The following is a 23,983-nucleotide window of genomic DNA, read 5'->3' on the forward strand; positions in this document are numbered from 1 at the left end:
GAATCGTCCCGGGGGGTCGCAAACGCATGAATATCAAGCAACTGGAAGTCCTGCGCACGCTTCTGGCGACGGGGTCGACGATTGCCACGGCAAAGACGATGGGCCTCAGTCAGTCCGGCGTCAGCCGCCTTCTCCAGCAACTCGAGGCGGACCTCTCGATGTCGCTTTTCGTGCGCGACAAAGGCCGTCTCATCCCCACCCCCGAGGCCCTGCTTCTCGCTCGCGATGCCGAGAACATCTTGCTCGCGGTCGATCGGATGTCGGGCCACGCGGAGGACTTAAGAAGCGGCGCCGCCGGCCCGGAGATCGTCCGCGTCGGCCTGCCGAGCAGCATGTGGGAGCATTTCGCGCCGGCAATGCTGGCCGATTACATCAGCGATTTCCCCGGTGTGCGGATCGAAACCTTCTTCGAGACGACGACAGCGATCAACAAGCTCGTCGAGCAGAGGGTGATCGATTTCGGCTTTCTGCGCATGGAGGGCGAGAGCGGACCGGGCATCGAGGTCGAGCGGGTCGCCACCGGCGAAAGCGTCTGCGTCGTTCCGAAGGATCATCCTCTTGCGAAACTGGAGGAAATCACGGTCAGGAATTTGCGCGACGTGCCCCTCATTCTGATCGGCCGCCAACGGCCGAACCGCATGGCGCTCGACCAGACCTTCCGGCGGGCCGGCGTCAAGCAGATCGTCAAGATCGAGACGCATACCAACAGCTCCGCCTGTTCCTACGTCGCCCATGGCCTTGGGGTCACGATCATCAGCAGTTTTTATGCGAATCTCTATCGCCATCTGCCGGTGGTTCACCGTCCTTTCGTGCCGCGCGCGACCCAGGAATTCGGATTGGCGAGAGCGGTCGGGACGCCACTCTCGATTGCCGCCCACGCTCTGAGTGATGCCTTGAAGCGACAGATCAAGCTTTCACAAAAAGACATTTGAAATCAAATTTTTAGCCGGAACTCCTACTCGAGCTTAGCCGTTTTGGTTGCGGTCGTATTCCGCATAGACTTATGACAGAATCGCATAATATTGCGGATATTTCTTCATTCGATCATAGTCTGCGGCAACGAAACCGATGGCGCCGGGCACTGTCCGTCGCCAATCGCGGGGAACAAAAATGCTGAAATTCGTTCTGAACCGCCTGCTGATGGCATTGCCGACGATCGTCCTCGTTTCGGTGACCGTCTTCACGCTGATCCGCTTCATACCCGGCGATCCGGCGGCACTGATGCTGGGTGATATGGCCGAGCCGGCCCAGATCGCGGCAATGCGCTCGGAACTTGGCCTCGACAAATCGCTGCCGCAACAGTTCCTGATCTGGAGCGCCAATGTCGTGCAGGGTGACTTCGGCCGCTCGATCGTCAATGACGAGCCGGTTCTGCCGCTTGTCGCATCACGCTTTCTGGTCAGTGCCGAAATCGTCGTCGTCGCCGTCCTTCTGGCGAGCCTCATCGCCGTGCCGGCGGGTGTCATCGCCGCCTGGCGGCAGAACAGTCTGACGGACCTGGCGCTGGTCGGCACGGCCACGATCCTGCTGTCGATCCCGACATTCTGGCTCGGCCTCCTGCTTCTGCTTTTCTTCGGCTTGAAACTCGGCTGGTTACCGGTCCTCGGCTATGTCTCGATCGGCAGCAACGTGACCGGCGGCCTGCTCTACCTCGTGCTGCCGATCATGACCCTGGTCATTCACGAAATGGGTGTGTTGATCCGTATGGCACGCGCCTCGACGCTGGAAGTGCTGCGTCTCGACTATATCACCCACGCCCGGGCCAAGGGGCTGTCCGAGAGCGCCGTCCTCTGGCGGCACGCCTTCAAGAATGCCTTCGGCCCGACCTGGACAGTCATCGGTCTGATCCTCGGCAATCTCCTCGGCGGCATTGCCGTCATCGAGACGGTCTTCACCATTCCGGGGCTCGGGCGACTGATGGTCGACAGTATTTTTGCTCGCGACTACCCCGTGATCCAGGGTTGCCTGCTGTTCGTCTCGCTTTCTTATGTGCTGGTCAATTTGGTCATCGACCTGCTCTATCCCTTGTTCGATCCGCGGGTAGTCGCCGAATGAAAAACGTTACGTTCAACGGCTTCATCGGCAGCATTCTGATTGCCGCATTGCTGATCTCGGCTGCGATCGGCCTTTTCTGGACCCCCTATGATCCGATGAAGCTCGGCTTCACGGCACGGCTGGCGGCACCCAGCAGCGCCCACTGGCTCGGAACCGACGAATTCGGCCGCGACGTGCTCAGCCGCCTGATCGTCGGCGCCCGGGCGAGCGTCTGGATCGGCACCTTGACGGTCACATTCGCGACGGTCTGCGGCACGCTGATCGGTCTCGTCAGCGGTTACGCCCGCGGTTGGATCGATGCCGTCATCATGGCCGTCAACAATGCGCTTCTCGCATTTCCAGGCATCCTTCTGGCGCTGGGATTGCTCGCCGTCTTCGGCGCCAATCAATATGGCATCATCTTCGCGCTGGGCATTGCCTATTCTCCATCCATGGCCCGCGTTGTCCGGGGCGCCGTCCTGTCGCTGCGCGAGCGGGAATTCATCGAGGCCTCCAAGGTGATGGGCAATGGCGAGCTCTACACCATGTTCCGCCATATTCTTCCCAATTGCATCGCGCCGATCACCGTGCTGGCGACCTCGATGTTCGGTTGGGCGATCCTTTCGGAAAGCGCGCTCAGCTTTCTCGGTCTCGGCGTCCCGCCACCGGCGCCGACCTGGGGCAACATGCTGGCCGCCGGCCGACCATTCATCGAGCAGGCGGTCTGGCTGGGTCTCTTCCCGGGCCTGGCGATCGCCCTGACGCTCCTCGGCATCAATCTTCTGGGCGACGCTCTTCGGGACAAGCTTGATCCGCGGATGAGGGGGCTGAAATGACCAATAGAACGCTTTTGAATGTCCGCAACCTGTCGCTTCAGGTCACCGGGACCGGTGTGCAGGTCGTCAAGGAGGTCAGCTTCGACATCGCGCCGGGCGAGATCTTCGGCATCGTCGGGGAAAGCGGATCGGGCAAGACGCTGGCAACACGCGCCCTGATCTCGCTGCTGCCGGCACCCATCAAGGTGATCGGCGGCTCCGTTGCCTACAAGGGACGCGACGTGCTTTCCATGAACGGCGCGCAATTGCGCCAATTGCGTGGTGCGGAAATCGGTGTCGTCTTCCAGGAGCCGATGACCTCGCTCAATCCCTCGATGACCGTCGGCCGCCAACTCGAAGAAGGGTTGCAGCTGCATACGAAACTTTCGAAGGAAGAACGGCGCAGCCGGATCCTCGACATGCTGAACCGGGTCGGGATCCGCGATCCCGCCGGGGCGCTCACGTCCTATCCGCATGAATTCTCGGGCGGCATGCGCCAGCGCATCATGCTGGCATCGGTCATGCTCTTGAAACCGGCGCTCTTGATCGCCGACGAGCCGACGACGGCGCTCGATGCCGTGATCCAGCGCGATGTCATGGAATTGATGGTGGAACTGACTCAGGCGGAAGGCACCGCCGTGCTGCTGATCAGTCACGACCTGCCGATGGTTGCCCGCTATACGAACCGCATCGTCGTCATGGAAAGGGGCGTGATCGTCGAAGAAGGACGCACCGCCGATCTGCTCCACGCACCGCAGCGTGCCTATACGAAGAAACTGCTTTCCTCCCTGCCGTTCCGCGGAGAGACGCGGACGATCGACAAGACCAGGGCGCCGATGGTCTCGGCGCGGGATATCGTCGTCGACTATCCGGGCCGGCGGTCGCTGATGAAGAAAGAAACGCCGAAACGGGCGCTGCATGGCGTCAGCATCGATATCCACGAGGGCGAAGTCGTGGCGCTGGTCGGCGGTTCGGGTTCCGGCAAGACCACGCTCGGCCGCACCATTGCCGGACTGGTCCGCGAGAGCGAAGGCGATATCCGGTTCAAGGGACGCAGCCGCGCCGCCGACTGGATGGACTATCGGCTGAATTGCCAGATGGTGTTTCAAGATCCTTATTCCTCGCTCGATCCGCGCATGACCATCCTCGCGCTCGTGGAAGAAGCGCTGCGGCTCGTTCCCGATCTCGACGCCATGGCTAAGCGCAAGCGCGCCCTGGAGGCGCTGGAGGAAGTCGGCCTCGGGGCCGACTATGCCGGACGCTACCCGCATGAGCTTTCGGGCGGCCAGCGGCAGCGCGTGGCGATTGCCCGCGCCATTGCGCGCCGGCCGAAATTCCTGATCGCCGACGAACCGGTATCGGCGCTTGACGTGACGGTCCGGGCGCAGGTGCTCGAACTCCTGTCCGATCTGCAAAAACGCTACGGCTTTTCCTGCCTGTTCATCAGCCACGATCTCGGCGTGGTCGAACAGGTGGCCGATCGCGTCGTCGTCATGCAGGACGGCCGGATCATCGAGGAGGGCGACCGCGATACGGTTTTCGACAGCCCGAAGGAGGCCTATACGCAAAGGCTTCTCTCGGCCATCCCCGCTCTGGACCACAATGCTCAGGGCGGCGTGATCCTCAAATGGCGCCTGGAGAACTGACATGACGACGATGATTGAATCCGCAAAGCTCGCGCAGCGATTGAACGCGATCTGCGATGCCCAGCCTTTCGTGACGCGCTTCATGGTGCGTGCGCTTGGCAGCGGCGAAACGATCGTCAGGGGCGCGGACGAGGAAACCCCTTCCGCCAGCACCCGAAAGACCTCGATCATGATGGCGGCCCTGAAGGCCGCGCATGAAGGCCGCCTGGACCTGGACGAACGGATCACCTACGAAAAACGTTTCGCCGAGGAAGTGGCGAGCGGGATGTTCCGCTATCTGACGCCTGGTATCGTCATATCGCTGCGCGATGCCATCACCGGCATGATGGTGCTGAGCGACAATGTCTGCACCAAGATGGTCTTCGAAAGGCTGACGCTCGAAGAGGTCGACAGCTATTGCAAGTCGATCGGCATGACGGGCACCAACCATCGCTTCCTCATCCCTCCCTTGGCGCTGTCGCCCGATCATTCATTGAAAGCCGTCACCACGACGACGGCGCGGGATCAGGTCTATCTGCTACAGACCATCCTGGATGCCCAGGATTCGCGGGAAGCCGCGGACCGGCTCGGTTGCTCGCAGGCGCTTTGCGCCTATGCGCTTCAAACCCTGAAGAACCAGATCCTGCGCTATGCCATTCCCTCCCGGCTGCCCTTCGGTGTGCTCGTCGCCCACAAGGGCGGCACCGGAAAGCGCGGCCGCATGAATGCCGGTATCGTCTATCGCGACGGGTCCCCTTTCTACATCATCGCCGCCTTTACCGACGACGTGCCGCAGGAAATGCCGGACGGCACCCCCGGCTACACGGTCGCGCTTGAAACCATCGGCAGGCTTTCACGCGCCTGCTGGGATGAATTCCAATCCTAACGATCATAAAAAGAGGGTAGAACAATGCACAAACTTCTTCTTGCAGGCACCATGTTGATGGCGATGACCGGCGTGGTCGACGCCCGCGACATCGTCGTGGCTCAAAGTTCCGATCTGCGCAGCGCCAATCCAAGCGTCAATCGCGACGGCAATACCGATGGCGTCATCCTGCATATCGTCGAAGGGCTCGTCGGCTATGCCAACAACGGCGAGGTCAAGCCGCTGCTGGCAAAGAGCTTCGAAGTCTCGGCGGACGGGCTGAGCTATAGCTTCAAACTGCGTGACGACGTCAAATTTCATAACGGTAAGACATTGACCGCCGATGACGTCGAGTGGAACTGGAACCGCTATCTCAAGCCCGAAACGAAATGGACCTGCCTTCCCGATTTCGACGGCAGCGGCAGCGTGCATGTTACGGGGGTCAAGGCAGTCGATGCTTCGACCGTCACCATCACGCTGGAAAAGCCATCCGCGGTCTTCCTTGGCCTGATGTCGCGCCCCGAATGCGGCTACACCGGGATCATTTCGCCGGAATCGGTCGGCACGGACGGAAGCTTCGTCAAGCCGATCGGCACCGGTCCCTTCAAATGGGATGAATGGAAGAAGGGCGAGTATATCCATCTCGCCAAATTCGACGATTATGTCTCGCCAGAGAACGACGGCAAGCCCGACGGCATGGTCGGCTCCAAACGCCCTCTCGTCGATGGCATCAAGTTCATGGTCATTCCCGATGCTTCGACCGTAAAGGCCGGCCTTCAGTCCGGCGTGCTCGATACCGCGGAGATTTCGCCGGATCTCATTCCCGAATTCAAGACGAGCGATACGATGCAGTTAATCGTGGCGCGCAACAACGGCAAAAATCTCTTCTACATCCAGACGCGCGACGAGGTTCTGAGCAATCCCGGCGTGCGCCGCGCCATGGCGATGGCACTCGATCTCGACCAGCTCGTCGAGGCCGCCTCCAATGGCACCGGCGCAGCCAACGGTTCGATGGTTTCGCAAGACTCGCTCTATTTCGACGATGTCCAGAAGGAGCGTCTGCCCTACGACATCGAGGCCGCGAAGAAAGAGCTTGCGACGGCCGGCTACAAGGGCGAGCCGATTACCATCATCGCCAACAAGCGCAGCAACGTGCCAAGCTTCCCGGCTGCGGTGATGGCGCAGGCCATGATGCAGCAGGCAGGTCTCAATGTGCAGATCGAGGTGCTCGACTATGCGACGCAGGTCGATCGCCGCCGGTCCGGCAACTATCAGATCATCTCGCAATCGGTCGCACCGCGGCTCGATCCGGCGCTGATGTACGGCTTCTATGTCGGCAACAAGGACAAGAATGCGTCGTTGATGTGGGATGATCCGAAGGCCGTCGAACTGATGAAGGCCGCCTATGCGGAACCCGACCAGACGAAGCGTCAGGCGATCTTCGATGAGTTTCACACGCTGATGCTCAAGCAAATGCCGGGCATCTTCCTCTATGACATGGTCGATGTCTGGGGTGCCACCAAGAAGCTGAAGGGCCAGCCCGTCTGGCAATCGAATGCCCGTCTTTGGGAAGTTTCGCTCGACAATTGAGCCTGAACTGCCGCGCCCGGTGGGTCGGGCGCCGCCATCCCCTTTCGACAGTCAACAGGAGATCCGGCAGGCAGTCCTGCCGGGTCCAGTGCAACACGTCTCTGTGGCGGCAGGGCAGGCAGCGAGGAATACCATGAATCTTGACGCGATCAGCTCCATTGCCGCGACGGTCGAAAAGATCAAGCCGGATTATATCGCCCTCAGCGACAGTATCTGGGACTTCGCGGAGTTGAAGTTCGAGGAGCGGCGCTCGTCCCAATTGCTGGCAAGGACACTCGAGGAAAACGGCTTTGCCGTGCGCCGCGGCGTGGCAAGCATGGAAACGGCCTTCATCGGCCAATTCGGCAGCGGCGAGCCGGTGATTGCTTTCCTCGGCGAATTCGATGCCCTGGCCGGAATGAGCCAGACCGCCGACGTCGCCGAGCCTCTTCCCGAGGCGGCGGGAGCAACCGGTCACGGCTGCGGGCACAATCTGCTTGGCGTCGGATCGCTGATGGCGGCGGTTGCGCTTGCCCGCCACCTCAAGGACAACAACCTGCCGGGAACGGTGCGCTATTACGGCTGCCCGGGAGAGGAGGGCGGTTCCGGCAAGACCTTCATGGTTCGCGCCGGCGCATTCGATGACGTCGATGCCGCCCTGACCTGGCATCCGGCTCCGTTCAATGGTGTTCGCTCGACGAACAATCTTGCCGTTCTTGAATATTACTATCGTTTCAGGGGTGTCGCGGCACATGCTGCCAACAGCGCTCATCTCGGCCGCTCGGCGCTCGATGCGGTCGAACTCATGAATGTCGGCGTCAATTTCCTGCGTGAACACATGCCGCAGGATTGCCGCGTTCACTACGCGATCACCGACACCGGCGGCAGAGCCGCCAATGTCGTGCAGGCCAGCGCCGAGGTTCTCTATCTGATCAGGGCGCCTGATATGCCGCAGGCGCTTGAGCTTGCCGGGCGCGTCGAGAAGGTTGCACGAGGTGCGGCGATGATGACCGAAACAGAGGTCGAGATCGTGTTCGACACCGCCTCGACGAACCTTCTTCCCAACATCACGCTTGAAACGGCGATGCACGAGAACATGGTCGCGCTCGGGCCGATAGCCTTCGACGAGGCCGACATCGCCTTCGCCAGGAAAATCCAGGATACCTTCACGCAGGAAGCGATCAGGAGCAGCATCCGCCTCTATCAGATCAAGGGCGATGTGTTCTCCAACGCCAAGGTCGATGGCTCGACGCCCTTGCATACCGGCCTGCGCGATTTCGAGGGAGAATCGCATTTCCGGGCCGGATCGACCGATGTCGGCGATGTCAGCTGGGTGACGCCAACCGCGCAATGCTGGGCGCCAGCCTGGGCGATCGGCACCAATCCCCATACCTGGCAGGTCGTTGCGCAGGGAAAGAGCCCGGCCGCGCACAAAGCCATGGCGCATGCGGCCAAGACGCTTGCGACCACGGGGCTCGCATTGATGTCGTCATCCGACCTCCTCGCAGCCGCGAAGGCCGAGTGGCGGGAAAAGACCAGCGGCAAAGCCTATGTGTGCCCGATACCCGACGATGTGATGCCTGCATCGGCTCACAGCCGGTAGTTCCCGTCTCCGTCTATTGTGACAGCGACCTGCATCCGCACCCGCTTGCAGTATCCCATGAAAAAGCACTAAGGGTATGGAAGTCGAAAACGCGGAACTGAGGCATTCACCGCTTTCGAACCTCCAACACGTCGGAAAAGGTAACGATGACAAGCTCCGAATGGCGGGTGGGAGTGCTGTTTTCCAGAAGCGGAATTAGCGAAATTACGGAAACCGAGCACTTTCTTGGCACCGCACTTGCGATCGAGGAAGTCAATGCGGCGGGGGGCGTGCTTGGCAAGCCCATCGTTCCGATCGCCTATGATCCGGGCGGGGATCAAACGGCCTATCGCAATCTGGCCCGGCGACTTCTGGCCGATGACGACGTCAACATCATTTTCGGTGCGTCGATGTCAGCCAGCCGAAAGGCGGTGCTGCCGATCGTCGAGCGGCACAACGGACTGCTGTTTTATCCGTCGATGTATGAAGGTTTCGAATATTCGGAAAATGTGGTCTATACCGGCGCCACCCTCAATCAGAATACTTTCGCGCTCGCAGAATACCTTCTCCGCCACCATGGACGCCGGATCCTATTCGTCGGCGCGGATTATATTTATCCGCGCGAATCCAATCGGGTCATGCGGGATGTGGTCGAGGCAAAGGGCGGCGAAGTCGTCAGCGAACGATATCTTCCTCTTCATGCCGACGAACAGACCTTGCGTTCGGTTATTTCCGATATCGTCCGTCTCAAGCCCGATGCCATCTTCTCGACGATCATCGGCCGGCCGGCGCAGCGTTTTTACCGCATGTATTCCGAGGCCGGGATCGATCGAACGCGGGTTCCGATTGCCAGTCTGACCATGGCCGAAAGCGAGATTCGCGAGATCGGAGCCGATGCCTGCACCGGCCATATTCTCTCGGCGACCTATTTCCAGACGGTCGAGAACGAGGCGAATGAGCGCTTCGTAGGGGCATTCAAAGCCCGCTTCGGCCAGGACTTCACCACGAGCGTCTGGTCGCAGCCGGCTTATGCGCAGGTTCACCTTTTCGCCCGCGCGCTTGCCCGGGCCGGCTCGCTCGAAACCCATCGCATTTCCGAAGAAATTCTCCTGGAAGATTTTCTTGCTCCGGAAGGCCGGATCAATTTCGACGCCGATACCCGCCACCTCTGGCTGCATCCCCGCATTGGCGTGGCGCGCGCCGATGGACTTTTCGACATTGCCTGGCAGGCGCCTGGCCCGATCCGGCCGGATCCGTACCTGACGGCGTCGCGGTTCGAAGACGTTTGGCTGGAGGCCTGAGATGGCGGGATCGAGCAGGATCGTTCAGGATCTGCGGCGCGCACGCGTTCTGGTCGTCCATCCTCGCGACGAGGACGGCGACGTGCTGATCGCCCACCTCAAGCGCCTTGGCTGTGAGGTTCGGGCCACCTGGCCGCTTCCGCCAGCCTTGCCTCCCGACGTAGACACCGTCTTTCTGCACGTCGAGGATGTGCATGTCGAGCACGCGCTGCAGATTATCGACCTCCAGCAGACGGCGATCATCGCCATCGTAACCTATGAGAGCCCGACCGCCCTCCAGGCGATCATCGATCTCAACGCTCACGGCGTGATCAGCAAACCGTTGCGGCCACTCGGCATCCTGACGCAATTTGCGCTTGCACGTTATCGGCATAGCTACGAAAAACGGCTCGCCGGCAAGGTGCAGAAACTCGAGGAAACCTTGAAAAGTCGCCGGCTGGTCGAAAAAGCCGTTTCAGCGCTGCGGGTGATGAATGGTCTCGACGAGGAGGCGGCCTATAAGCTCTTGCGCGATCAGGCGACGTCGAAGCGCGTTCCGATGGCGACGATCGCCGAATCCATCATTGCCGCGCAAGACACCATGAAAAGCCTCGGACTTACCATCGGCCCAAAAACGCAACCTTAAGTCGCCAACTCTTGCCCTCCTGAAAATGCCTGCCGAAGCGGCTTGACGGTCACATTCTTTCGTGCAAGCCTAAAGACAACGAGCAGGTTTGCTCGGCGGCAGGGCTGCCGCATTCACATCATGGCTATGTAGCCTCTGGTTCACGGATTGAATTCCGTGCCAGAGGTTTTTTGCGTTTGGAGACAAGATTGACCGTCAAGACCTCAGCCGCACGGACGGTAACCGTCGCAACCGTCCAATTCGAACCGATCGTCGGTGATCGCGCCGGTAATCTTGCGGCTATCGATCGGCTGGTGAGGTCGGCAAACACCAGGGGCGCGGAGATCGTCGTTCTGCCGGAACTCGCCGATAGCGGCTATAACTTCCGTGACGGCGACGAGGTTGCCACATTGGCCGGCCCGGTACCCGGCGGCGCGAGTGCCGAGACGCTCTGCCGCCTTGCCGAGGAGCTTGGCCTTTACATCGTCAGCGGCGTTGCCGAGCAGGATGGCGACCGGTTTTACAACAGCGCTCTTCTCTGTGGTCCCGAGGGATACATCGGCAAATACCGCAAGCTTCATCTGTGGAACAACGAAAACCGTCTGTTCAGAAAAGGCGATCTCGGACTGCCGGTATTCGACCTGCCCTTCGGCCGTATCGGCATCGCCATCTGCTACGACGGCTGGTTTCCGGAAACGTTTCGTCAGTTGGCGCTGGCCGGCGCCGAACTGGTCTGCGTCCCCACCAACTGGGTACCGATGGCCGGGGCGGAAAGCGTTCCCGAGCCGATGGCCAATATCCTCCACAAGGCGGCGGCCCACACCAACGGTCTCTACATCGCCTGCGCCGACCGGATCGGCATCGAGCGCGGCCAGTCCTTCATCGGCCGCAGCCTTATCGTCGGTCCGCAGGGCTGGCCGATATCCGGTCCGGCCAGCGCCGATCGCGAGGAAATCCTCCTTGCGCAAATCGATCTGTCGAGCGTGACGGAAACCCGCACGCTCAACAGCTTCAATCATCTGCTCGGCGATCGCCGAGCCGATGTCTACGGATAACATCGACCCACTCAAGAAAGGGGAACAAAATGCAAATGAAAACCATAATGCTGACGCTGGCATCTGCGGCATTCGCCACCGCAGCTTTCGCCGAGGATCCGATCAAGATCGGCGTGCCGGTCGGGCTGTCTGGCGCAAACAGCGTGGTCGCGCCGTCCGTCGTCCAAGCTGCGGAGCTTGCCGTCGAAGAAATCAATGGCAAAGGCGGCGTGCTCGGGCGGCCTCTGCAGCTTGAGATCGCCGACGACGCGTCAGGTGCGGCCGGCGCGCAAAAGGCCTTCGATTCCCTGGTTTTCCAGAAGGAGGTGAACGTCGTCATCTCCATGGAGACGAGTGCTGCGCGCAATGCCGGCTTGCCGATCATTTCCAAGGGTGACGTGCCATACATCTACACGTCGTTCTACGAAGGCAAATCCTGCAACGCCAATCTTTTCGTCGATGCCTGGGTTCCGGAACAGCAGGTGCCGCCTGTCGTCGACAATTTCATCACCAAACAGGGCGCAAAGAAGTTCTTCCTGATCGGCTCAGATTATGCCTTCGGACGCGGCATGCTGACCTTCGCCAAGGGCTATATCGAAAAAGCCGGCGCTCAGGTCGTCGGCGAGGAATATCTGCCGATGGATGGCAGCGACTGGACAGCGATCATCTCCAAGCTCCGCTCCTCCGGCGCCGATGCCATCATCACCTCGACGGCCGGCGGCGCACCGAACGTGACCTTGACCAAGCAGTTGCGCTCGTCTGGCGTCACCTTGCCTTACGGCAATCTCGCGGTCGACGAAGGCACCGCCAAGAGCATGGGCACGGATGCCAAGGACATCTTCCTCTCCGCTTCCTACGTCACCGGCATCGACAGCCCGGAAAACAAGGCTTTTCTTTCGGCCATGGACAAGAAGTTCGGCAAGGAACTGCGCACGCCGAACGATCTTTCCGTACCGCAATATGAAGCGATCTACCTTTACAAGGCAGCCGTCGAAAAGGCCGGCAGCACCGATACGGCGGACGTGCTCAAAGCCCTTCCTGACGTATCCTTCACCGGTCCGCGCGGCAAGATCTCCATGAACAAGCAGCACCACGCGCCGCTGACGATGTATCTTGGCCAGGTCAAGGACGATGGCAGCGTTGCAGTCGTCGATAGCTTCAAGGACGTCGATCCCGGCGATCAGTGCCCGAATCTCTGAAACCAGCGTGGCGGGGCAGGGCGCCCCGCCTCCAGCATCGGAGTTCTAGAAATGACGCTCTTTCTCGATATTGTCAGCACTGCGGCCATTCTCTTCATCGTTGCCGCCGGGCTGCTTGCGATCTTCGGCGTGCTGAAGATCATCAATTTCGCGCATGGCGCATGGCTGACCATCGGGGCTTACTGCGCCGTCGTCGTCAGCGGGTTTGGCCTCAATCCGTGGCTTGCCATTCCCTTCGCCTTCCTGGTCGGAGCGATCCTCGGCGGTGTTACCGAGCGGTTCATCGTGCGGCCTCTCTATCGCCGCCCGCTCGACGCCATTCTTGCAACCTGGGGCCTTGGCATCGTCATCGGCCAGCTGATCACGCTCTGGTTTGGCCGCGACGTGCAGTTCACGCCGGCGCTGCTGCCGGGCACCTTCGATCTCTTTGGCACCGGCTACTCGGCCTACCGTCTTTTCGCCATTGTCGCGGCTGTCGGTCTGGGGCTCGGCTTCACCTTGCTGCTCGATGGGACAAGGCTTGGTCTTTCCGCCCGGGCGGTCATCATGAACGAAACGCTGGCCCGCGGACTCGGTATCGATACCGAAAAGGTGCGGCTCGCAACCTTCATGATTGGCACCGGCCTTGCCGCCCTTGCAGGCGTGCTGCTCGCGCCGCTGACCAGCGTCGATCCCAATATGGGTGTCGCCTGGCTGACGGGCGCCTTCATGCTGGTAATGGTCGCAGGCTCTTCTTTCGGTGCGCTTGCTGCCGCCTGTCTCATCTTCGGGGCCGCTCAGGTGCTCGTCAGCATCTATTTCAGTCCAATCCTCGGCGGCATCACCGTAGCCGTCCTCTGCGCAATCACACTGCGCATACGTCCGAAGGGATTTGCCCGTGCGTGACAGACAAAAACTCCGGCTTGTCCTTCTTCTGACGCTGGCGCTCACAGCTCTCCTCTTGATCGTCTTCGGACCGATGTTTCTCGGCCGCTTCAGCCTCAACGTACTGACGCGTTCGATGATCTACGCCATGCTGGCGATCACCGTCGACTTGCTCTGGGGCTATACGGGTGTTCTCACCTTCGGGCAGGCGGCGTTCTTCGGCGTTGGCGCCTATGCCACCGCCATGGTTCTCACCCATATCGGCGCAAGCCCGGCGCTTTTCGTCGTCGCCCTTGTTGCCGCCGTGCTCGTTCCGCTCGTGCTTGGCCTCGCCGTCGGCTGGCTGTCGTTCTATCACGGCTCGACACCGCTCTATGCCACCGTGATCTCGCTCGTGGTGCCGATCGTCGTCACCCAGCTCGTCTTTTCGGGCGGCACCTGGACTGGTTCCTCGAGTGGCCTCGTCGGTTACGAAACGCTCCCGCTCGGGCTTCCCGGCTATTTCCGCCTGTCGGGCGCGTGCCTGCTGGCCTTGGCCGTTCTTGCCATCGTCTTCGTCCGGTCGGACGCCGGCCGTCTGCTCGTGGCAATCCGCGATAACGAAGCCCGCATCGCCTATCTGGGCATGAACCCCGCCCGGCTGAAGATCGTCCTGACCGGCGTTCTGGCTGGCGTATGCGGCCTGGCGGGCTTCCTCTTTGCCAATGCTTCCGGTGTCGTCGCACCTGAAAACACCGGCTTCGTATTCGGAACCGAACTCGTCGTCTGGACGGCGCTCGGTGGTCGGGGAACGATTATCGGACCGTTGTTCGGCGCAATCGGGATCGATTATCTGAGCGCCAGTCTTTCGGGCGATCTGCCCTTCCTGTGGCAACTGATCGTCGGTGGGCTCTTCGTCGCCATGATCATCCTTTTGCCGGGCGGCCTCGCCTCCCTGGTGACGCGATTCCTGAAGTCGGCAAACTCCAGCAGTACTCTGAAGTCCTTGCCGACGCGCATCGTCGCCAAGGATATTGCGTTGGCAGGTAAAAGCCTTTTGTCGATCCGCGGTCTCGGCAAGTCCTATGGCAGCTTCGCCGTCCTCAAGGGCATCGACCTTGAAATCGGCGCCGGCGAACTCGTCAGCCTGGTCGGCCCCAATGGCGCCGGCAAGACCACGCTGATGCGTTGTCTGTCGGACGGTACCCAGCAGATCGAAGGTCAAGTGGACATCATCGGTACGAATATTGCCGGTCGTGCACCCGAACGGATCGTCGCCCTCGGTGTCGGCCGCAAATTCCAGGTTGCCAGCATCTTCGACAGCATGACGGTCGGCGAATGCCTGAAGATGGCGCGTTTCAGCCGCGAGAGACCCAACCCGCTGCGATCGCTCGCCGAGATCATGCTGCCGGCCGCTGCGGCCGAGATCCTGGCGCTCACCGGCATGGCTGATATGCTGGACAAGCCGGTCTCGCTGCTGTCGCACGGTCAAAGGCAGGCTCTCGAACTGGCGATGGTCGTCGCTCTGGAACCACGCATCATTCTTCTCGACGAGCCGACTGCGGGTCTTACCAAGACCGAGCGCATGACCATCGGAACCATCCTCAAGAAACTGACGGACGAGATGGGTTTCGCCGCCATCCTGGTCGAACATGATCTGGATTTCGTGCGCGACATATCGAGCCGCATCGTGGTTCTCCACCAGGGCAAGCTCGTTCTCGACGGCACGGTGAATGACGTGGTCAATTCCGAAACGGTTCGCACCATCTACGCAGGAGGCGCCCATGGCTGATACGTTCAAACTCAAGCTCAGCGGCGTATCGAGCGGATATGGCGCGGTCGATGTGGTCAATGGCGTTTCGCTCGCCATCCGGCCGGGCGAGATCTTCGCCCTTATGGGCAAGAACGGCATGGGCAAGACGACGCTACTGAAGACGATCCTTGGCTTCCTGCGTGTCGGCAAAGGCAAGATCGAGGTGGACGGTGCTGCTATCACCGACAGGAAGCCCGCGGAGCTGATCGCTTCCGGCATCGGCTACGCCCCGCAGGAATTGCCGTTGTTTCAGGACCTCTCCATCCGCGACAATCTGCGCCTTGCGCTCAAAGGCGACCGGGATCTGGCATCCGCCCTGGAGCGGGTCTACGGTTATTTCCCATTTCTCAAGGACCGGCTGGCGCAGAAGGCCGGCACCCTGTCGGGCGGGGAGCAGAAAATGCTGATCCTCGCGCGGGCGCTGATGCTGCGGCCAAAACTGCTGCTGATCGACGAAATCTCCGAAGGCCTGCAGCCCTCCGTCGTCCAGAACATCGCCAAAGCATTGAGGGACGACCGCGAAAAGCGCGGCACGACCATTCTGCTCGTCGAACAGAACCTGGATTTCGCCCTTTCGGTGGCCGACCGCTGGGCCATTCTCAAACTCGGGGCGATCGAAGACGAAAGCCCAAATGGTCCAGATAGCCGCAGCCGTGTGCTGCAACATCTGAAGATCTAGGGAGCCAGGGCAAGTGCGGGACTCGTGGAATGCATTCATGCCCTATCCCGATGCGGATGTCGGGCACGCGGCCATCGGTCCGCTTTCCGGCCTTCGCCTGGCGGTCAAGGACCTTTTCGACGTTGCCGGCTATCCGACCGCTGCCGGCAATGCCGCGGTGCTCGCTGCCTCCGGCATCAAGACATCGACGGCGCCCCTGGTCCAGACGCTGCTTGATGCTGGCGCTTGTTTCGTCGGCAAAACCAATACGGATGAGCTCGCCTATTCCCTTATCGGCGGCAACATCCATTTCGGCATGCCGATCAATCCGCGCGATCCCAACCTCATCCCCGGCGGTTCGTCGTCGGGCTCAGCCGTTGCGGTTGCCGCTGGCCTCGCGGATATCGGCCTTGGAACAGATACGTCCGGCTCCATCCGTCTGCCCGCCGCCGTCAACGGCCTCACCGGCTGGCGGCCGACACATGGAAGCCTCGACGACAGGGCGCTGCGTCCGCTGGCGCCAAGCTTCGACGTGCCGGGCTTCATGACGAGAAGCCTGGAACCAATGGCCGTGGTGATGAGCGCCGTCGGCATGCCCGCGGCAAATGACCAACCGTCATCTATTCTCGTTCCCGAGGATATCTTCGCAACCATTGACGACGCGGTCGCCGACGAGATGATCGCCAGCCTTCGATCAGCGGGCATGCCTGTTCGCAGGACCAATGCTATCGCCTCGTTCAGCCTCGCCGATCTTGCTTTGGCGTTCATCACCATCCTGCAAAGGGAAGCCTGGGAAAGCAACAGAACACTCTTCGAGCGGAGCCCTGAAGCCATTGCGCCCGATATTGCGGCGCGTCTTCTGTCAGGATCTCGCCTGAACGACGAGGAGGTGCGCGAGGCGTGCAGGATCCGCAAACTTTTCTCCGCGGAGATCGACCGATTGCTCCACGAAAATGTGGTTGTCGCTCTTCCGACCTTGGCCATGAGCCCGCCAAGGCGCGATGCCGAACCGGGATGCTTCGCCGCATTTCGTTCCGCCTGCATCAAGCTTTTGTGTCTCTCGGGCCTTGGCGGCTGCCCGCAACTGGCTTTTCCCATTATCAATTGCGCGGGAAATGTTTCGCTTTCCTTGTTCGGCGCAAGGAGCGCCGACAGGATGCTTATGAATGTGGCCCGGCAATTAACGGCTGAGTGAAAGAGCAAATACGGCGGGGAGCCATTCCCCACCGTCCATCCGTCCCCTTGCGACCGGCCGATGAAATTGTTCGGTCAGCGATAGCACCGGAATGGCAGCGCAGCGCTTGGCTATTGCGAACCGCCGGCTTTGCGTCGTCCCCGACTGACCATCATTCCGCCGACGATAAGAACAATTCCGGTCGCGTTCGCCCAAAATGACGCGGGAACGTCGCGCGCATAATCAAGCACCACCCCTGTCACCATCTGGCCACCGATGATCAGCAGAGCCGAATTCACCGCGCCGATTCGAGCAATGACCCAACTGCCCACCGCCACGAAGATGACGCCGATGGGACCACCCAGATAGGCATACCAAGGCGCCTCGGCGGCGCCCGCAGGAAGCAGACCACCGACAAAGAGACCAAGGCAGGTGAGGGCGGCAAAGCCTATGGCATGGTTCCAGAAGGATGCGATCAGCGGCGTCGTCGATATGCTCAACCGTCCATTGAGCTGACGGCTGAGGCCGACGAGCACACCGCCCAGGCACGCCAGGAGAATGAACACCGTCATGCCGCACCTCGCCCGAACAATATAATGAGTGCGGCCCCCGTGACGACCAAGCCGAGTGCGACGATGTCTCGTCTATCTGGGCGCCGCTTTGGCAGACCGAACAGTCCCCAACTGTCGGCCGCGACGCTGAAGGCGACCTGGCCTGCCAAACCCAAAGCCAAGGTGCCGGAGAGCCCGAGCGGTGAATTGACCGCGGTCGAGGTCAGAATGACCGTTGCAGCGCCGGATATCCCGCCGAGATAAGCCCATAAAGGCGCGTTGGGGGCTTTTTCTACCATCGGCGTGCGCTGGCGGTGGACCACCAGGAGAAGAATGATGGCTGCGATGATGCCTGTGCCGTGTGCGGTCCAGGATGAGAACAGGGGATTGCCATAACGGGCCAACTCGCCGTTGAGGTGCACCATGAAAGTCAGGAGCCCGCCCGTGGCAAAAGCTCCGATGAAGTAGATGGGATGCGAGTTACGTGCTTCGGTGGTCATTGCAGATCCCGTCAAAGAATCGATTGCGCCCGATATTTTTCAAATTGCCACTACAGCGCCGCGTCTTTTTGGACGCGCAAAGGACGCTGCAGCACCCGCCTGGACGAATGCGTCGACCATGGTTCCTGATTAGGACGGTACGTCTCAGCGGATTTCCTGCCCGGCGTCAATCGTGGTCCGACAAACATCCTTTCCATTGACGCGCCCTTCCGGCAGATGGCTAATAGCCCTGTATCGTCACTGCCTTGCAAGCATGGAGGATGCGATGCTGATCAAGGGCGCACGAACGTTCGTGGTGCGGGATGCGGGAGGCTTCGTCGCACATGTCAATATGCCGGGCTGGTTGAAGCCGAAGCCGACCGATCACGGCCAGGGGCCTCTCGCCATGGTCGTTGAATCCATCCTCGATCCCGGCCGCCTGATCGCCATGCACGAGCACCGGAACGACGAGATCATTTCCTGGGTGCCCGAAGGCGTCATGCGTCACGACGACAGGGCCGCTGGCCGGTTGGTGATTGACCGCGATCATCTGATGGTGATGAATGCCGGGGTCAGCTTCTGGCACTCCGAAGAGACGCTGGCATCCGATCCGCCTCTGCGAATGCTGCAGATCCTCGTTCGCCCTTATGCGGTTGATCTCGAGCCGAAGATCCAGCACGGGCCGATGCCAGCTGCCGCGGCAAACGTCTGGCGACACCTGGTCGGGCCGGAAGGAGAGGGCGCCCCCTTCTATGTCCGCAGCGCGATCGACGTCTTCGATATCCGGTTAGATGCAGGCATACGGGTGGAATTCCCGCAGAAACACGGCCGAGAGCTCTATTTCTATGTCTTTAGCGGTTTCGTTGTCGTCGATACGCAGACCTTTGCAGAAGGGGAGCAGGGGCTGCAATTATCGGATGACAAGCTCGAAGTAGAGGCGCAGAGTGCAAGCACGTTGGTCGCGTTTCTGCTCGACCCGAACGCATCTATCACCAGGCAGGGAACTGTCGGCGACCACAAGAAGATCCCGCCGGCAATCATCATTCGCGCGTTCCTGCGATGGAGGAAATTTCGCCATATGTGGCGTCGTCATCTTTCGCATCGCCGCTCGAAGACCGAAAAGGCGATATGAATGGAACAAGGATGCCCCTAACGGGTTTCGAACCTTAGCGTTCAATAGGAGGAGCATTTCATGCCTACGGTTGCCGCCACACCCATCACCCCACCAGACCAGCACGTTGTAACAGCCCGCGAAGCCATCGAGCCGCTTTATGAGAAGCTCGAGCTTCAAACGGAATCGCTGGTCCTGTCTGCGGCGCTGGAAGCGGGATGGTCTTCGGATGAGGCAACCGAGGCGCTGGCGACGCTCAGACTGCAGGACGCACTTTCCACCCTTGGCCGAACGGGCTAACCGACAACCCTCCGAGAATAATCGATATCTCTGGCAACTCCGACAGATCGGGTTGCGCTGGCAGATAACGCATCAATGAATGCGCCAGCGGCCTTCATCGGACCAGTCTTCAGATCCAGCCTAAACCACGAACCTGGGCTTGAGCGTACCAAACTGTGGCGACAGGCATCTACCCATCGCTGCCGTTTTTCGTACCCGACCCGGGCAACACAGACAGGCGGCGGCGCAACTCATTTCTGAAAATTGCGCGTGCCTGCGCGATTTCGTGGAAGCCGATATGCGCAACAAAGCGCATGACCGTAGAAACGGAGACGCCGCAGTCGTCCGCGATTGAGGTCGTGCTACCAAAGGCCATGAGTTCCGGTTTGGCCAGGACCCTCTTTGCCACATTCTCGACGCGAAGAGAGAAGGTGACGTGGCGGGAAGCGATGGCCGACTTCAGCTCTTCGAAACTTGCCGGCGGGCTGCTCAGACTGCGTATATGCTGCGGCATTTCTTGGCACACTCCGTCTTTTGCGATCCGGCCTAGAGGCCGGAAAGCTGGATCGTCCTGCGCTCGGTAACCGACGTGATGCAGGCGAGCGCGACGGCAAGCGCATTGCGGGCGTCTTCACCGGTCGGGCCGGTGACGGTGCCTGTCCTGATGGCGTCGACGAAGGAGGCGAGCTGGGCCGTGTAACCGTGGACAAAGTGATCCGTGTCACGCCGCCAGGTATCGTTCGACACTCCGTTCTTGCCGTAGAGCGTCATTGAAGATCGGCGCACGTCGCCCATCATCACCATGCCGTCGGAGCCAAAGACCTCGCCGCGGATGTCGTAGCCGTACATGGCGCAGAAATTCGCCTCCGCGACCGCGATCGAGCCGTTGTCGAAACGGATCGTGACGACGGCGGTGTCGTGAAACCCCTTTCTGGCAAAATCGGGTACCACGAGCGCATCGGCAATCGCCGTCACCTCGATCGGTTTTGCTTTCGGGTTCAGCCACAGCAGCGTGTCGAAGTCGTGGATCAGCGTCTCGTAGAAGATCGTCCATAGCGGCGTCTTTTCCGGGTTGCCGCCGTAAGGCCCCGGGTCTCGCGTCAACGAGCGAAGAAGTTGGACGGAACCAACTTTGCCAGCGTCGATCGCCGCACGTCCTTCAAAGAAGGACTGGTCCCAACGTCGATTGAAACCAACCTGGAGTGGCACCTTCGCAGATTTTGTGACAGCGATCGCCTCGTCGGCTTCCTCGAGCGTCAGCGCCATCGGCTTTTCGCAGAAGACTGCTTTTCCGGCCCGCGCGGCTTCGACGACGACGCTCGTGTGGAAACGCGCCGGCGTGGCGATAATAACGCCATCGATCTCCGGATTGGCGAGAAGCTCTGAGACGCTGGTATAGGCTTTGGGTGCATCGAGCGTTGCGGCCAGCTTTTCGGCAGCGCCCGGCGCCGGATCGGCGACGGCGAGCAGATTGGCATCGACCAGACGCCGGGCGACGCTTTCGGCATGGAACGAACGGATGCGGCCGGCACCGATGAGAGCGAGATTGACGGGACGGTGGGCGGGCATGGAAAGCTCCTGAAAATGCTGTTGTCGGATCAGAGGGAAAACGCGTCGCGGAAACGGGAAAGCGCCAGCTCGTCATCGCCGGATGGCCAGGCTTCCATGCCGATCGTCCCGCGGTAGCCCATCTCGTTCAGTGCGCGTGCAATTCCCGGATAGTTGATTTCGCCGGTGCCCGGCTCCTTGCGGCCGGGAACGTCGGCGACCTGGATTTCACCGATATGTGGAAGAGCGGTGCGGCAAAGCTCGATCAAGTTCCCCTCACCGATCTGTGCGTGGTAAAGATCGAGGTTGAGCTTCAGCGACGGCCGGTTGACGGCCGCGACCAATGCAAGTGTGTCGGCGGCCTTGGCAAACGGCGTCTTTGGATGGTCAACAGCCTCGTTCAGGTTTTCGAGGACGAAGGTAACGCCTTCCTCCTCGCCGAGATCAGCGATGCGATTTAGCGTATCGGCCGCCTTCAGCCACATGGCGCCGGTGACGACCTCGGACTTGACGACGGGCAGGCCCTGTCCATCGAGCCCCGTCCCATGCAAGTTGAGGCGTGGGCAATTCAGCTCTTTTGCCACCGGGATCGACTGGCGCGCGGTGCGTAGCAACTCCTCCGCGCCGTCATCGTCTGCCAGCGTGCCGGTGATATAGCCCGTCATCGACGAGAAAGTGGCGCTGGACTTTGCGATCGCCTTGATATCGTGTTTCGTCCAGTCCCAGATTTCCGCCTGGAAGCCGAGTTCTGTGATCCGTTTCAGCCGATCAAGAACGGGCAGGGAGCGAAACACCATTTCAGCGCAGACTGCGAGCGTGAAAGGCGAGGTTTTTAGGATTGTGGTCATTTCTGTTTCCCAATGCTTGTATTGCTCAGATCGTCCCGCCGAGCTCGTGAGAAATCACTTGCAATTCCTTGCCGCCGGCCATGAGGTTCTGCAGTTCCTCGAGACAAATCTCGCTCTTGTCGAAGGTGCCGAGCGTCTTTCCACGATTGAGAACCGTGAAACGATTGCCAACTGCAAAGGCGTGGCGGACATTGTGTGTAATGAAGATCACACCAAGGCCCTTCTGCTGGACCTGATGGATGTACTTCAGCACCATGGAGGTCTGGGCGACACCCAATGCGGACGTCGGCTCATCGAGGATGAGCACCTTAGCTCCGAAATAAACGGCCCGGGCGATCGCCACACATTGCCGCTCGCCGCCGGAAAGGGTCCCGACCGCCTGGTTCGGGTCGCGGATATCGATGCCGATCTTGTGCATCTCCTCGCGAGTCACCTCGCTGCAATACTTGAAATCGACATGGCGAAACGGAGGAATGCCCTTTACGGGTTCGCGTCCCATGAAGAAGTTTCGCGTGATCGACATCAGCGGGATCATCGCCAGATCCTGATAGACGGTCGCGATGCCAGCATCGAGTGCATCGCGCGGACTGGTGAATGCGACCGGTTTGCCCTCAACCAGGAAATCACCGCCCGAGGGACGGACCACACCCGAGAGCGTCTTGATGAGTGTGGATTTCCCGGCCCCGTTGTCGCCAAGCAGGCAGAGCACCTCGCCCCGCGACACCTTCATCGAAACGCCCGAGAGAGCAATGACGGAGCCGTAGTGCTTGACGATATTTTTGACTTCAATGACGGGCGGAGCGGTTTCTGATTGGTTACCAGTCATGATCAGCGCTCCCCTGTCACTTTGCGTCGAATGAAATTGTTGAAGAGAACGGCCAGCAGCAGCATGGAGCCAAGGAACACCTGGAACCAGTCCGAGTCGAACTTCGTGTAGGTCAGGCCGATCGAGACGAGACCGAAGATGATGGCGCCAAAGAAGGCGCCGATCGCCGAACCATAACCACCGGTCAGCAGACATCCGCCAATCACGGCAGCGATGATCGCCTCGAATTCCTTCTGAAAGCCACGACGCGCGTCCGTCGAGCCGGCGTCCAACACTGTGATGATGGCCACAAGCGCGGCGGCGCAGGCCGTGAGCGCGAAGAGCCCCGTCTTCACGCGATCGACCGGTACGCCGGAGTTTCTTGCCGCATTGGGATCGCCGCCGGCGGCAAAAATCCAGTTTCCGCTGCGGGTGCGCAGAAGAACCCAGGTGGCGAGCCCGGCAATGGCGATGAACCAGACCACGGACACCGGCACGCCCGTGACTTTTGGAACGCCGTTGTCGAACTTCTCGATCAGGCCATGGGCTGCAAGCCAGCTGAAAAGATCCTGGAAGGCGACGCCTGAGAACAAGCGCTTCAAGGGGCCGTCGCCGACGACCTCACCGATGCCGCGAAGCTGCGTTGAGCCGCCTGTCGCCCATTTCAGGCCAACAAGGGTTAGACCCCGCAAAATAAAGAGGAAGGCAAGCGTGACGATGAACGACGGCAACCGTGTCCTGATCACGATCTGTCCGTTCACCGCGCCCATGGCGGCTGCAAGCAGCATCGTGATGATAATGGAAATCCAGAGCGGTTGGCCGAAATTGGTCAGGGCCGCACCGAAGATCAGGCCCGCGAACGCGACCATCGAGCCGATCGAAAGATCGAACTCGCCACCAATCATCAGCAGAGCTGCCGCAATGGCGAGAATTCCCAGCTGTGAGGCCGGGGCCAGGATCGTCATCACACCTGAAAGCGAAAACATCGAGCGGTCTGCGGTAAGAAAGAAGAACGTCACCACCAGGATGAGGCCAGCAACCGCACCGAGCTCGGGCCGACGCATCATATGTGTGAGAAAGCCCACCTGTTTGATGCGCTCGTCTGAGTTTGACGCATCTCCTATTTTTTGCTCGATCGGAGCCATGATACCTACCTCCCAATAGATGCAATTCGCCGAAGCGCCGAGGGCATTCCTCACGACGCACGTCGCCTGTCGAACACCCTCTTCGAAAGCGGAGGGTGTTC

General features: G+C 60.5%; 24 protein-coding genes. 17 read left to right on the plus strand and 7 right to left on the minus strand.

From position 1 onward, the window contains the following. Positions 1-26: 26 nt before the first annotated feature. The 15 genes from BA011_RS34145 (at position 27) to BA011_RS34215 (ending at position 17,137) form a co-directional block, all read left to right on the plus strand. Positions 27-932 carry a LysR family transcriptional regulator gene (locus BA011_RS34145; protein WP_065284106.1) on the plus strand — a complete coding sequence of 302 codons (906 nt, stop codon included), beginning with the start codon at positions 27-29 and terminating at the stop codon, positions 930-932. A gap of 178 nt (positions 933-1,110) precedes the next feature. Continuing rightward, a complete protein-coding gene (locus tag BA011_RS34150) occupies positions 1,111-2,055 on the plus strand; it encodes an ABC transporter permease (protein WP_065284107.1) in 945 nt (314 codons plus the stop codon). Then, positions 2,052-2,870 carry an ABC transporter permease gene (locus tag BA011_RS34155; RefSeq protein ID WP_017992060.1) on the plus strand — a complete coding sequence of 273 codons (819 nt, stop codon included), beginning with the start codon at positions 2,052-2,054 and terminating at the stop codon, positions 2,868-2,870. The genes BA011_RS34150 and BA011_RS34155 overlap by 4 nt, the downstream gene beginning before the upstream one ends. Further along, entirely contained in the window at positions 2,867-4,495 is a 1,629-nt protein-coding gene (locus BA011_RS34160; RefSeq protein ID WP_065284108.1) for an ABC transporter ATP-binding protein, read from the plus strand. Before BA011_RS34155 ends, BA011_RS34160 begins: the two co-directional genes overlap by 4 nt. 1 nt (position 4,496) lies before the next feature. Continuing rightward, complete coding sequence (locus BA011_RS34165; RefSeq protein WP_065284109.1) at positions 4,497-5,360, plus strand: serine hydrolase; 864 nt, start codon at positions 4,497-4,499, stop codon at positions 5,358-5,360. A 24-nt stretch (positions 5,361-5,384) separates the two neighbouring features. Further along, on the plus strand, positions 5,385-6,929 hold the full coding sequence (locus tag BA011_RS34170; RefSeq protein ID WP_065284110.1) for an ABC transporter substrate-binding protein: 1,545 nt from the start codon (positions 5,385-5,387) through the stop codon (positions 6,927-6,929). Positions 6,930-7,062: 133 nt separating this feature from the next. Next, positions 7,063-8,511: a M20 family metallopeptidase gene (locus tag BA011_RS34175; RefSeq protein WP_065284111.1), complete on the plus strand. Its 1,449-nt coding sequence runs from the start codon at positions 7,063-7,065 to the stop codon at positions 8,509-8,511. 146 nt (positions 8,512-8,657) lie between these two features. Next, entirely contained in the window at positions 8,658-9,791 is a 1,134-nt protein-coding gene (locus BA011_RS34180) for a transporter substrate-binding domain-containing protein (protein WP_065284112.1), read from the plus strand. A gap of 1 nt (position 9,792) precedes the next feature. Then, on the plus strand, positions 9,793-10,416 hold the full coding sequence (locus tag BA011_RS34185) for an ANTAR domain-containing response regulator (protein WP_065284113.1): 624 nt from the start codon (positions 9,793-9,795) through the stop codon (positions 10,414-10,416). Between the two features lie 188 nt (positions 10,417-10,604). Beyond that, positions 10,605-11,450 carry a nitrilase family protein gene (locus tag BA011_RS34190; RefSeq protein ID WP_065284114.1) on the plus strand — a complete coding sequence of 282 codons (846 nt, stop codon included), beginning with the start codon at positions 10,605-10,607 and terminating at the stop codon, positions 11,448-11,450. Positions 11,451-11,479: 29 nt separating this feature from the next. Next, positions 11,480-12,628, plus strand: coding sequence for a substrate-binding protein (locus BA011_RS34195; RefSeq protein WP_065284115.1), 1,149 nt, complete (start codon positions 11,480-11,482; stop codon positions 12,626-12,628). A 51-nt stretch (positions 12,629-12,679) separates the two neighbouring features. Then, positions 12,680-13,513: a branched-chain amino acid ABC transporter permease gene (locus BA011_RS34200; protein ID WP_065284116.1), complete on the plus strand. Its 834-nt coding sequence runs from the start codon at positions 12,680-12,682 to the stop codon at positions 13,511-13,513. Then, on the plus strand, positions 13,506-15,263 hold the full coding sequence (locus BA011_RS34205) for an ABC transporter permease subunit (RefSeq protein WP_237352801.1): 1,758 nt from the start codon (positions 13,506-13,508) through the stop codon (positions 15,261-15,263). The genes BA011_RS34200 and BA011_RS34205 overlap by 8 nt, the downstream gene beginning before the upstream one ends. Beyond that, positions 15,256-15,963, plus strand: coding sequence for an ABC transporter ATP-binding protein (locus BA011_RS34210; RefSeq protein ID WP_065284118.1), 708 nt, complete (start codon positions 15,256-15,258; stop codon positions 15,961-15,963). Before BA011_RS34205 ends, BA011_RS34210 begins: the two co-directional genes overlap by 8 nt. Before the next feature lie 13 nt (positions 15,964-15,976). After that, positions 15,977-17,137, plus strand: a complete 1,161-nt coding sequence (locus BA011_RS34215; RefSeq protein ID WP_065284119.1) for an amidase family protein — start codon at positions 15,977-15,979, stop codon at positions 17,135-17,137. A gap of 110 nt (positions 17,138-17,247) precedes the next feature. Here BA011_RS34215 and BA011_RS34220 read toward each other — a convergent pair whose 3' ends face one another. Together BA011_RS34220 and BA011_RS34225 are read right to left on the minus strand one after the other, a co-directional pair. Then, positions 17,248-17,688: a DMT family transporter gene (locus BA011_RS34220; RefSeq protein ID WP_065284120.1), complete on the minus strand. Its 441-nt coding sequence runs from the start codon at positions 17,686-17,688 to the stop codon at positions 17,248-17,250. Beyond that, the gene (locus BA011_RS34225; protein WP_065284121.1) at positions 17,685-18,167 is read right to left on the minus strand and encodes a DMT family transporter; all 483 of its coding nucleotides are present in this window, start codon (positions 18,165-18,167) and stop codon (positions 17,685-17,687) included. Before BA011_RS34225 ends, BA011_RS34220 begins: the two co-directional genes overlap by 4 nt. 265 nt (positions 18,168-18,432) lie before the next feature. On the opposite strand from BA011_RS34225, the gene BA011_RS34230 reads away from it, so the two are divergent. Both BA011_RS34230 and BA011_RS34235 read left to right on the plus strand, forming a co-directional pair. Continuing rightward, positions 18,433-19,278 carry a pirin family protein gene (locus BA011_RS34230; protein ID WP_065284122.1) on the plus strand — a complete coding sequence of 282 codons (846 nt, stop codon included), beginning with the start codon at positions 18,433-18,435 and terminating at the stop codon, positions 19,276-19,278. Positions 19,279-19,338: 60 nt separating this feature from the next. Then, positions 19,339-19,557 carry a hypothetical protein gene (locus BA011_RS34235; RefSeq protein ID WP_065284123.1) on the plus strand — a complete coding sequence of 73 codons (219 nt, stop codon included), beginning with the start codon at positions 19,339-19,341 and terminating at the stop codon, positions 19,555-19,557. Between the two features lie 169 nt (positions 19,558-19,726). Here BA011_RS34235 and BA011_RS34240 read toward each other — a convergent pair whose 3' ends face one another. From BA011_RS34240 to BA011_RS34260, 5 genes are read right to left on the minus strand one after another with little or no spacing between them, the layout of a single operon-like run. Next, complete coding sequence (locus tag BA011_RS34240; protein WP_027665538.1) at positions 19,727-20,050, minus strand: RpiR family transcriptional regulator; 324 nt, start codon at positions 20,048-20,050, stop codon at positions 19,727-19,729. Between the two features lie 32 nt (positions 20,051-20,082). After that, positions 20,083-21,105: a Gfo/Idh/MocA family oxidoreductase gene (locus BA011_RS34245; protein ID WP_065284124.1), complete on the minus strand. Its 1,023-nt coding sequence runs from the start codon at positions 21,103-21,105 to the stop codon at positions 20,083-20,085. A gap of 29 nt (positions 21,106-21,134) precedes the next feature. Then, the gene (locus tag BA011_RS34250; protein WP_065284125.1) at positions 21,135-21,932 is read right to left on the minus strand and encodes a TIM barrel protein; all 798 of its coding nucleotides are present in this window, start codon (positions 21,930-21,932) and stop codon (positions 21,135-21,137) included. Positions 21,933-21,957: 25 nt separating this feature from the next. Further along, entirely contained in the window at positions 21,958-22,758 is an 801-nt protein-coding gene (locus tag BA011_RS34255; RefSeq protein ID WP_065284126.1) for an ATP-binding cassette domain-containing protein, read from the minus strand. 2 nt (positions 22,759-22,760) lie between these two features. Continuing rightward, a complete protein-coding gene (locus tag BA011_RS34260; RefSeq protein ID WP_065284127.1) occupies positions 22,761-23,882 on the minus strand; it encodes an ABC transporter permease in 1,122 nt (373 codons plus the stop codon). Positions 23,883-23,983 lie beyond the last annotated feature (101 nt).

Source organism: Rhizobium leguminosarum (assembly GCF_001679785.1).
Lineage (GTDB): Bacteria > Pseudomonadota > Alphaproteobacteria > Rhizobiales > Rhizobiaceae > Rhizobium > Rhizobium leguminosarum_R.

What these genes read in the sequence shown, in the direction of transcription:
- BA011_RS34245 (WP_065284124.1), bottom strand. Translation starts at nt 21,105, where the DNA reads ATGCCCGCCCACCGTCCCGTCAATCTCGCTCTCATCGGTGCCGGCCGC.
- BA011_RS34155 (WP_017992060.1), top strand. Translation starts at nt 2,052, where the DNA reads ATGAAAAACGTTACGTTCAACGGCTTCATCGGCAGCATTCTGATTGCC.
- BA011_RS34195 (WP_065284115.1), top strand. Translation starts at nt 11,480, where the DNA reads ATGCAAATGAAAACCATAATGCTGACGCTGGCATCTGCGGCATTCGCC.
- BA011_RS34230 (WP_065284122.1), top strand. Translation starts at nt 18,433, where the DNA reads ATGCTGATCAAGGGCGCACGAACGTTCGTGGTGCGGGATGCGGGAGGC.
- BA011_RS34260 (WP_065284127.1), bottom strand. Translation starts at nt 23,882, where the DNA reads ATGGCTCCGATCGAGCAAAAAATAGGAGATGCGTCAAACTCAGACGAG.
- BA011_RS34210 (WP_065284118.1), top strand. Translation starts at nt 15,256, where the DNA reads ATGGCTGATACGTTCAAACTCAAGCTCAGCGGCGTATCGAGCGGATAT.
- BA011_RS34255 (WP_065284126.1), bottom strand. Translation starts at nt 22,758, where the DNA reads ATGACTGGTAACCAATCAGAAACCGCTCCGCCCGTCATTGAAGTCAAA.
- BA011_RS34220 (WP_065284120.1), bottom strand. Translation starts at nt 17,688, where the DNA reads ATGACGGTGTTCATTCTCCTGGCGTGCCTGGGCGGTGTGCTCGTCGGC.
- BA011_RS34200 (WP_065284116.1), top strand. Translation starts at nt 12,680, where the DNA reads ATGACGCTCTTTCTCGATATTGTCAGCACTGCGGCCATTCTCTTCATC.
- BA011_RS34170 (WP_065284110.1), top strand. Translation starts at nt 5,385, where the DNA reads ATGCACAAACTTCTTCTTGCAGGCACCATGTTGATGGCGATGACCGGC.
- BA011_RS34180 (WP_065284112.1), top strand. Translation starts at nt 8,658, where the DNA reads ATGACAAGCTCCGAATGGCGGGTGGGAGTGCTGTTTTCCAGAAGCGGA.
- BA011_RS34160 (WP_065284108.1), top strand. Translation starts at nt 2,867, where the DNA reads ATGACCAATAGAACGCTTTTGAATGTCCGCAACCTGTCGCTTCAGGTC.
- BA011_RS34250 (WP_065284125.1), bottom strand. Translation starts at nt 21,932, where the DNA reads ATGACCACAATCCTAAAAACCTCGCCTTTCACGCTCGCAGTCTGCGCT.
- BA011_RS34225 (WP_065284121.1), bottom strand. Translation starts at nt 18,167, where the DNA reads ATGACCACCGAAGCACGTAACTCGCATCCCATCTACTTCATCGGAGCT.
- BA011_RS34235 (WP_065284123.1), top strand. Translation starts at nt 19,339, where the DNA reads ATGCCTACGGTTGCCGCCACACCCATCACCCCACCAGACCAGCACGTT.
- BA011_RS34185 (WP_065284113.1), top strand. Translation starts at nt 9,793, where the DNA reads ATGGCGGGATCGAGCAGGATCGTTCAGGATCTGCGGCGCGCACGCGTT.
- BA011_RS34145 (WP_065284106.1), top strand. Translation starts at nt 27, where the DNA reads ATGAATATCAAGCAACTGGAAGTCCTGCGCACGCTTCTGGCGACGGGG.
- BA011_RS34175 (WP_065284111.1), top strand. Translation starts at nt 7,063, where the DNA reads ATGAATCTTGACGCGATCAGCTCCATTGCCGCGACGGTCGAAAAGATC.
- BA011_RS34240 (WP_027665538.1), bottom strand. Translation starts at nt 20,050, where the DNA reads ATGCCGCAGCATATACGCAGTCTGAGCAGCCCGCCGGCAAGTTTCGAA.
- BA011_RS34165 (WP_065284109.1), top strand. Translation starts at nt 4,497, where the DNA reads ATGACGACGATGATTGAATCCGCAAAGCTCGCGCAGCGATTGAACGCG.
- BA011_RS34150 (WP_065284107.1), top strand. Translation starts at nt 1,111, where the DNA reads ATGCTGAAATTCGTTCTGAACCGCCTGCTGATGGCATTGCCGACGATC.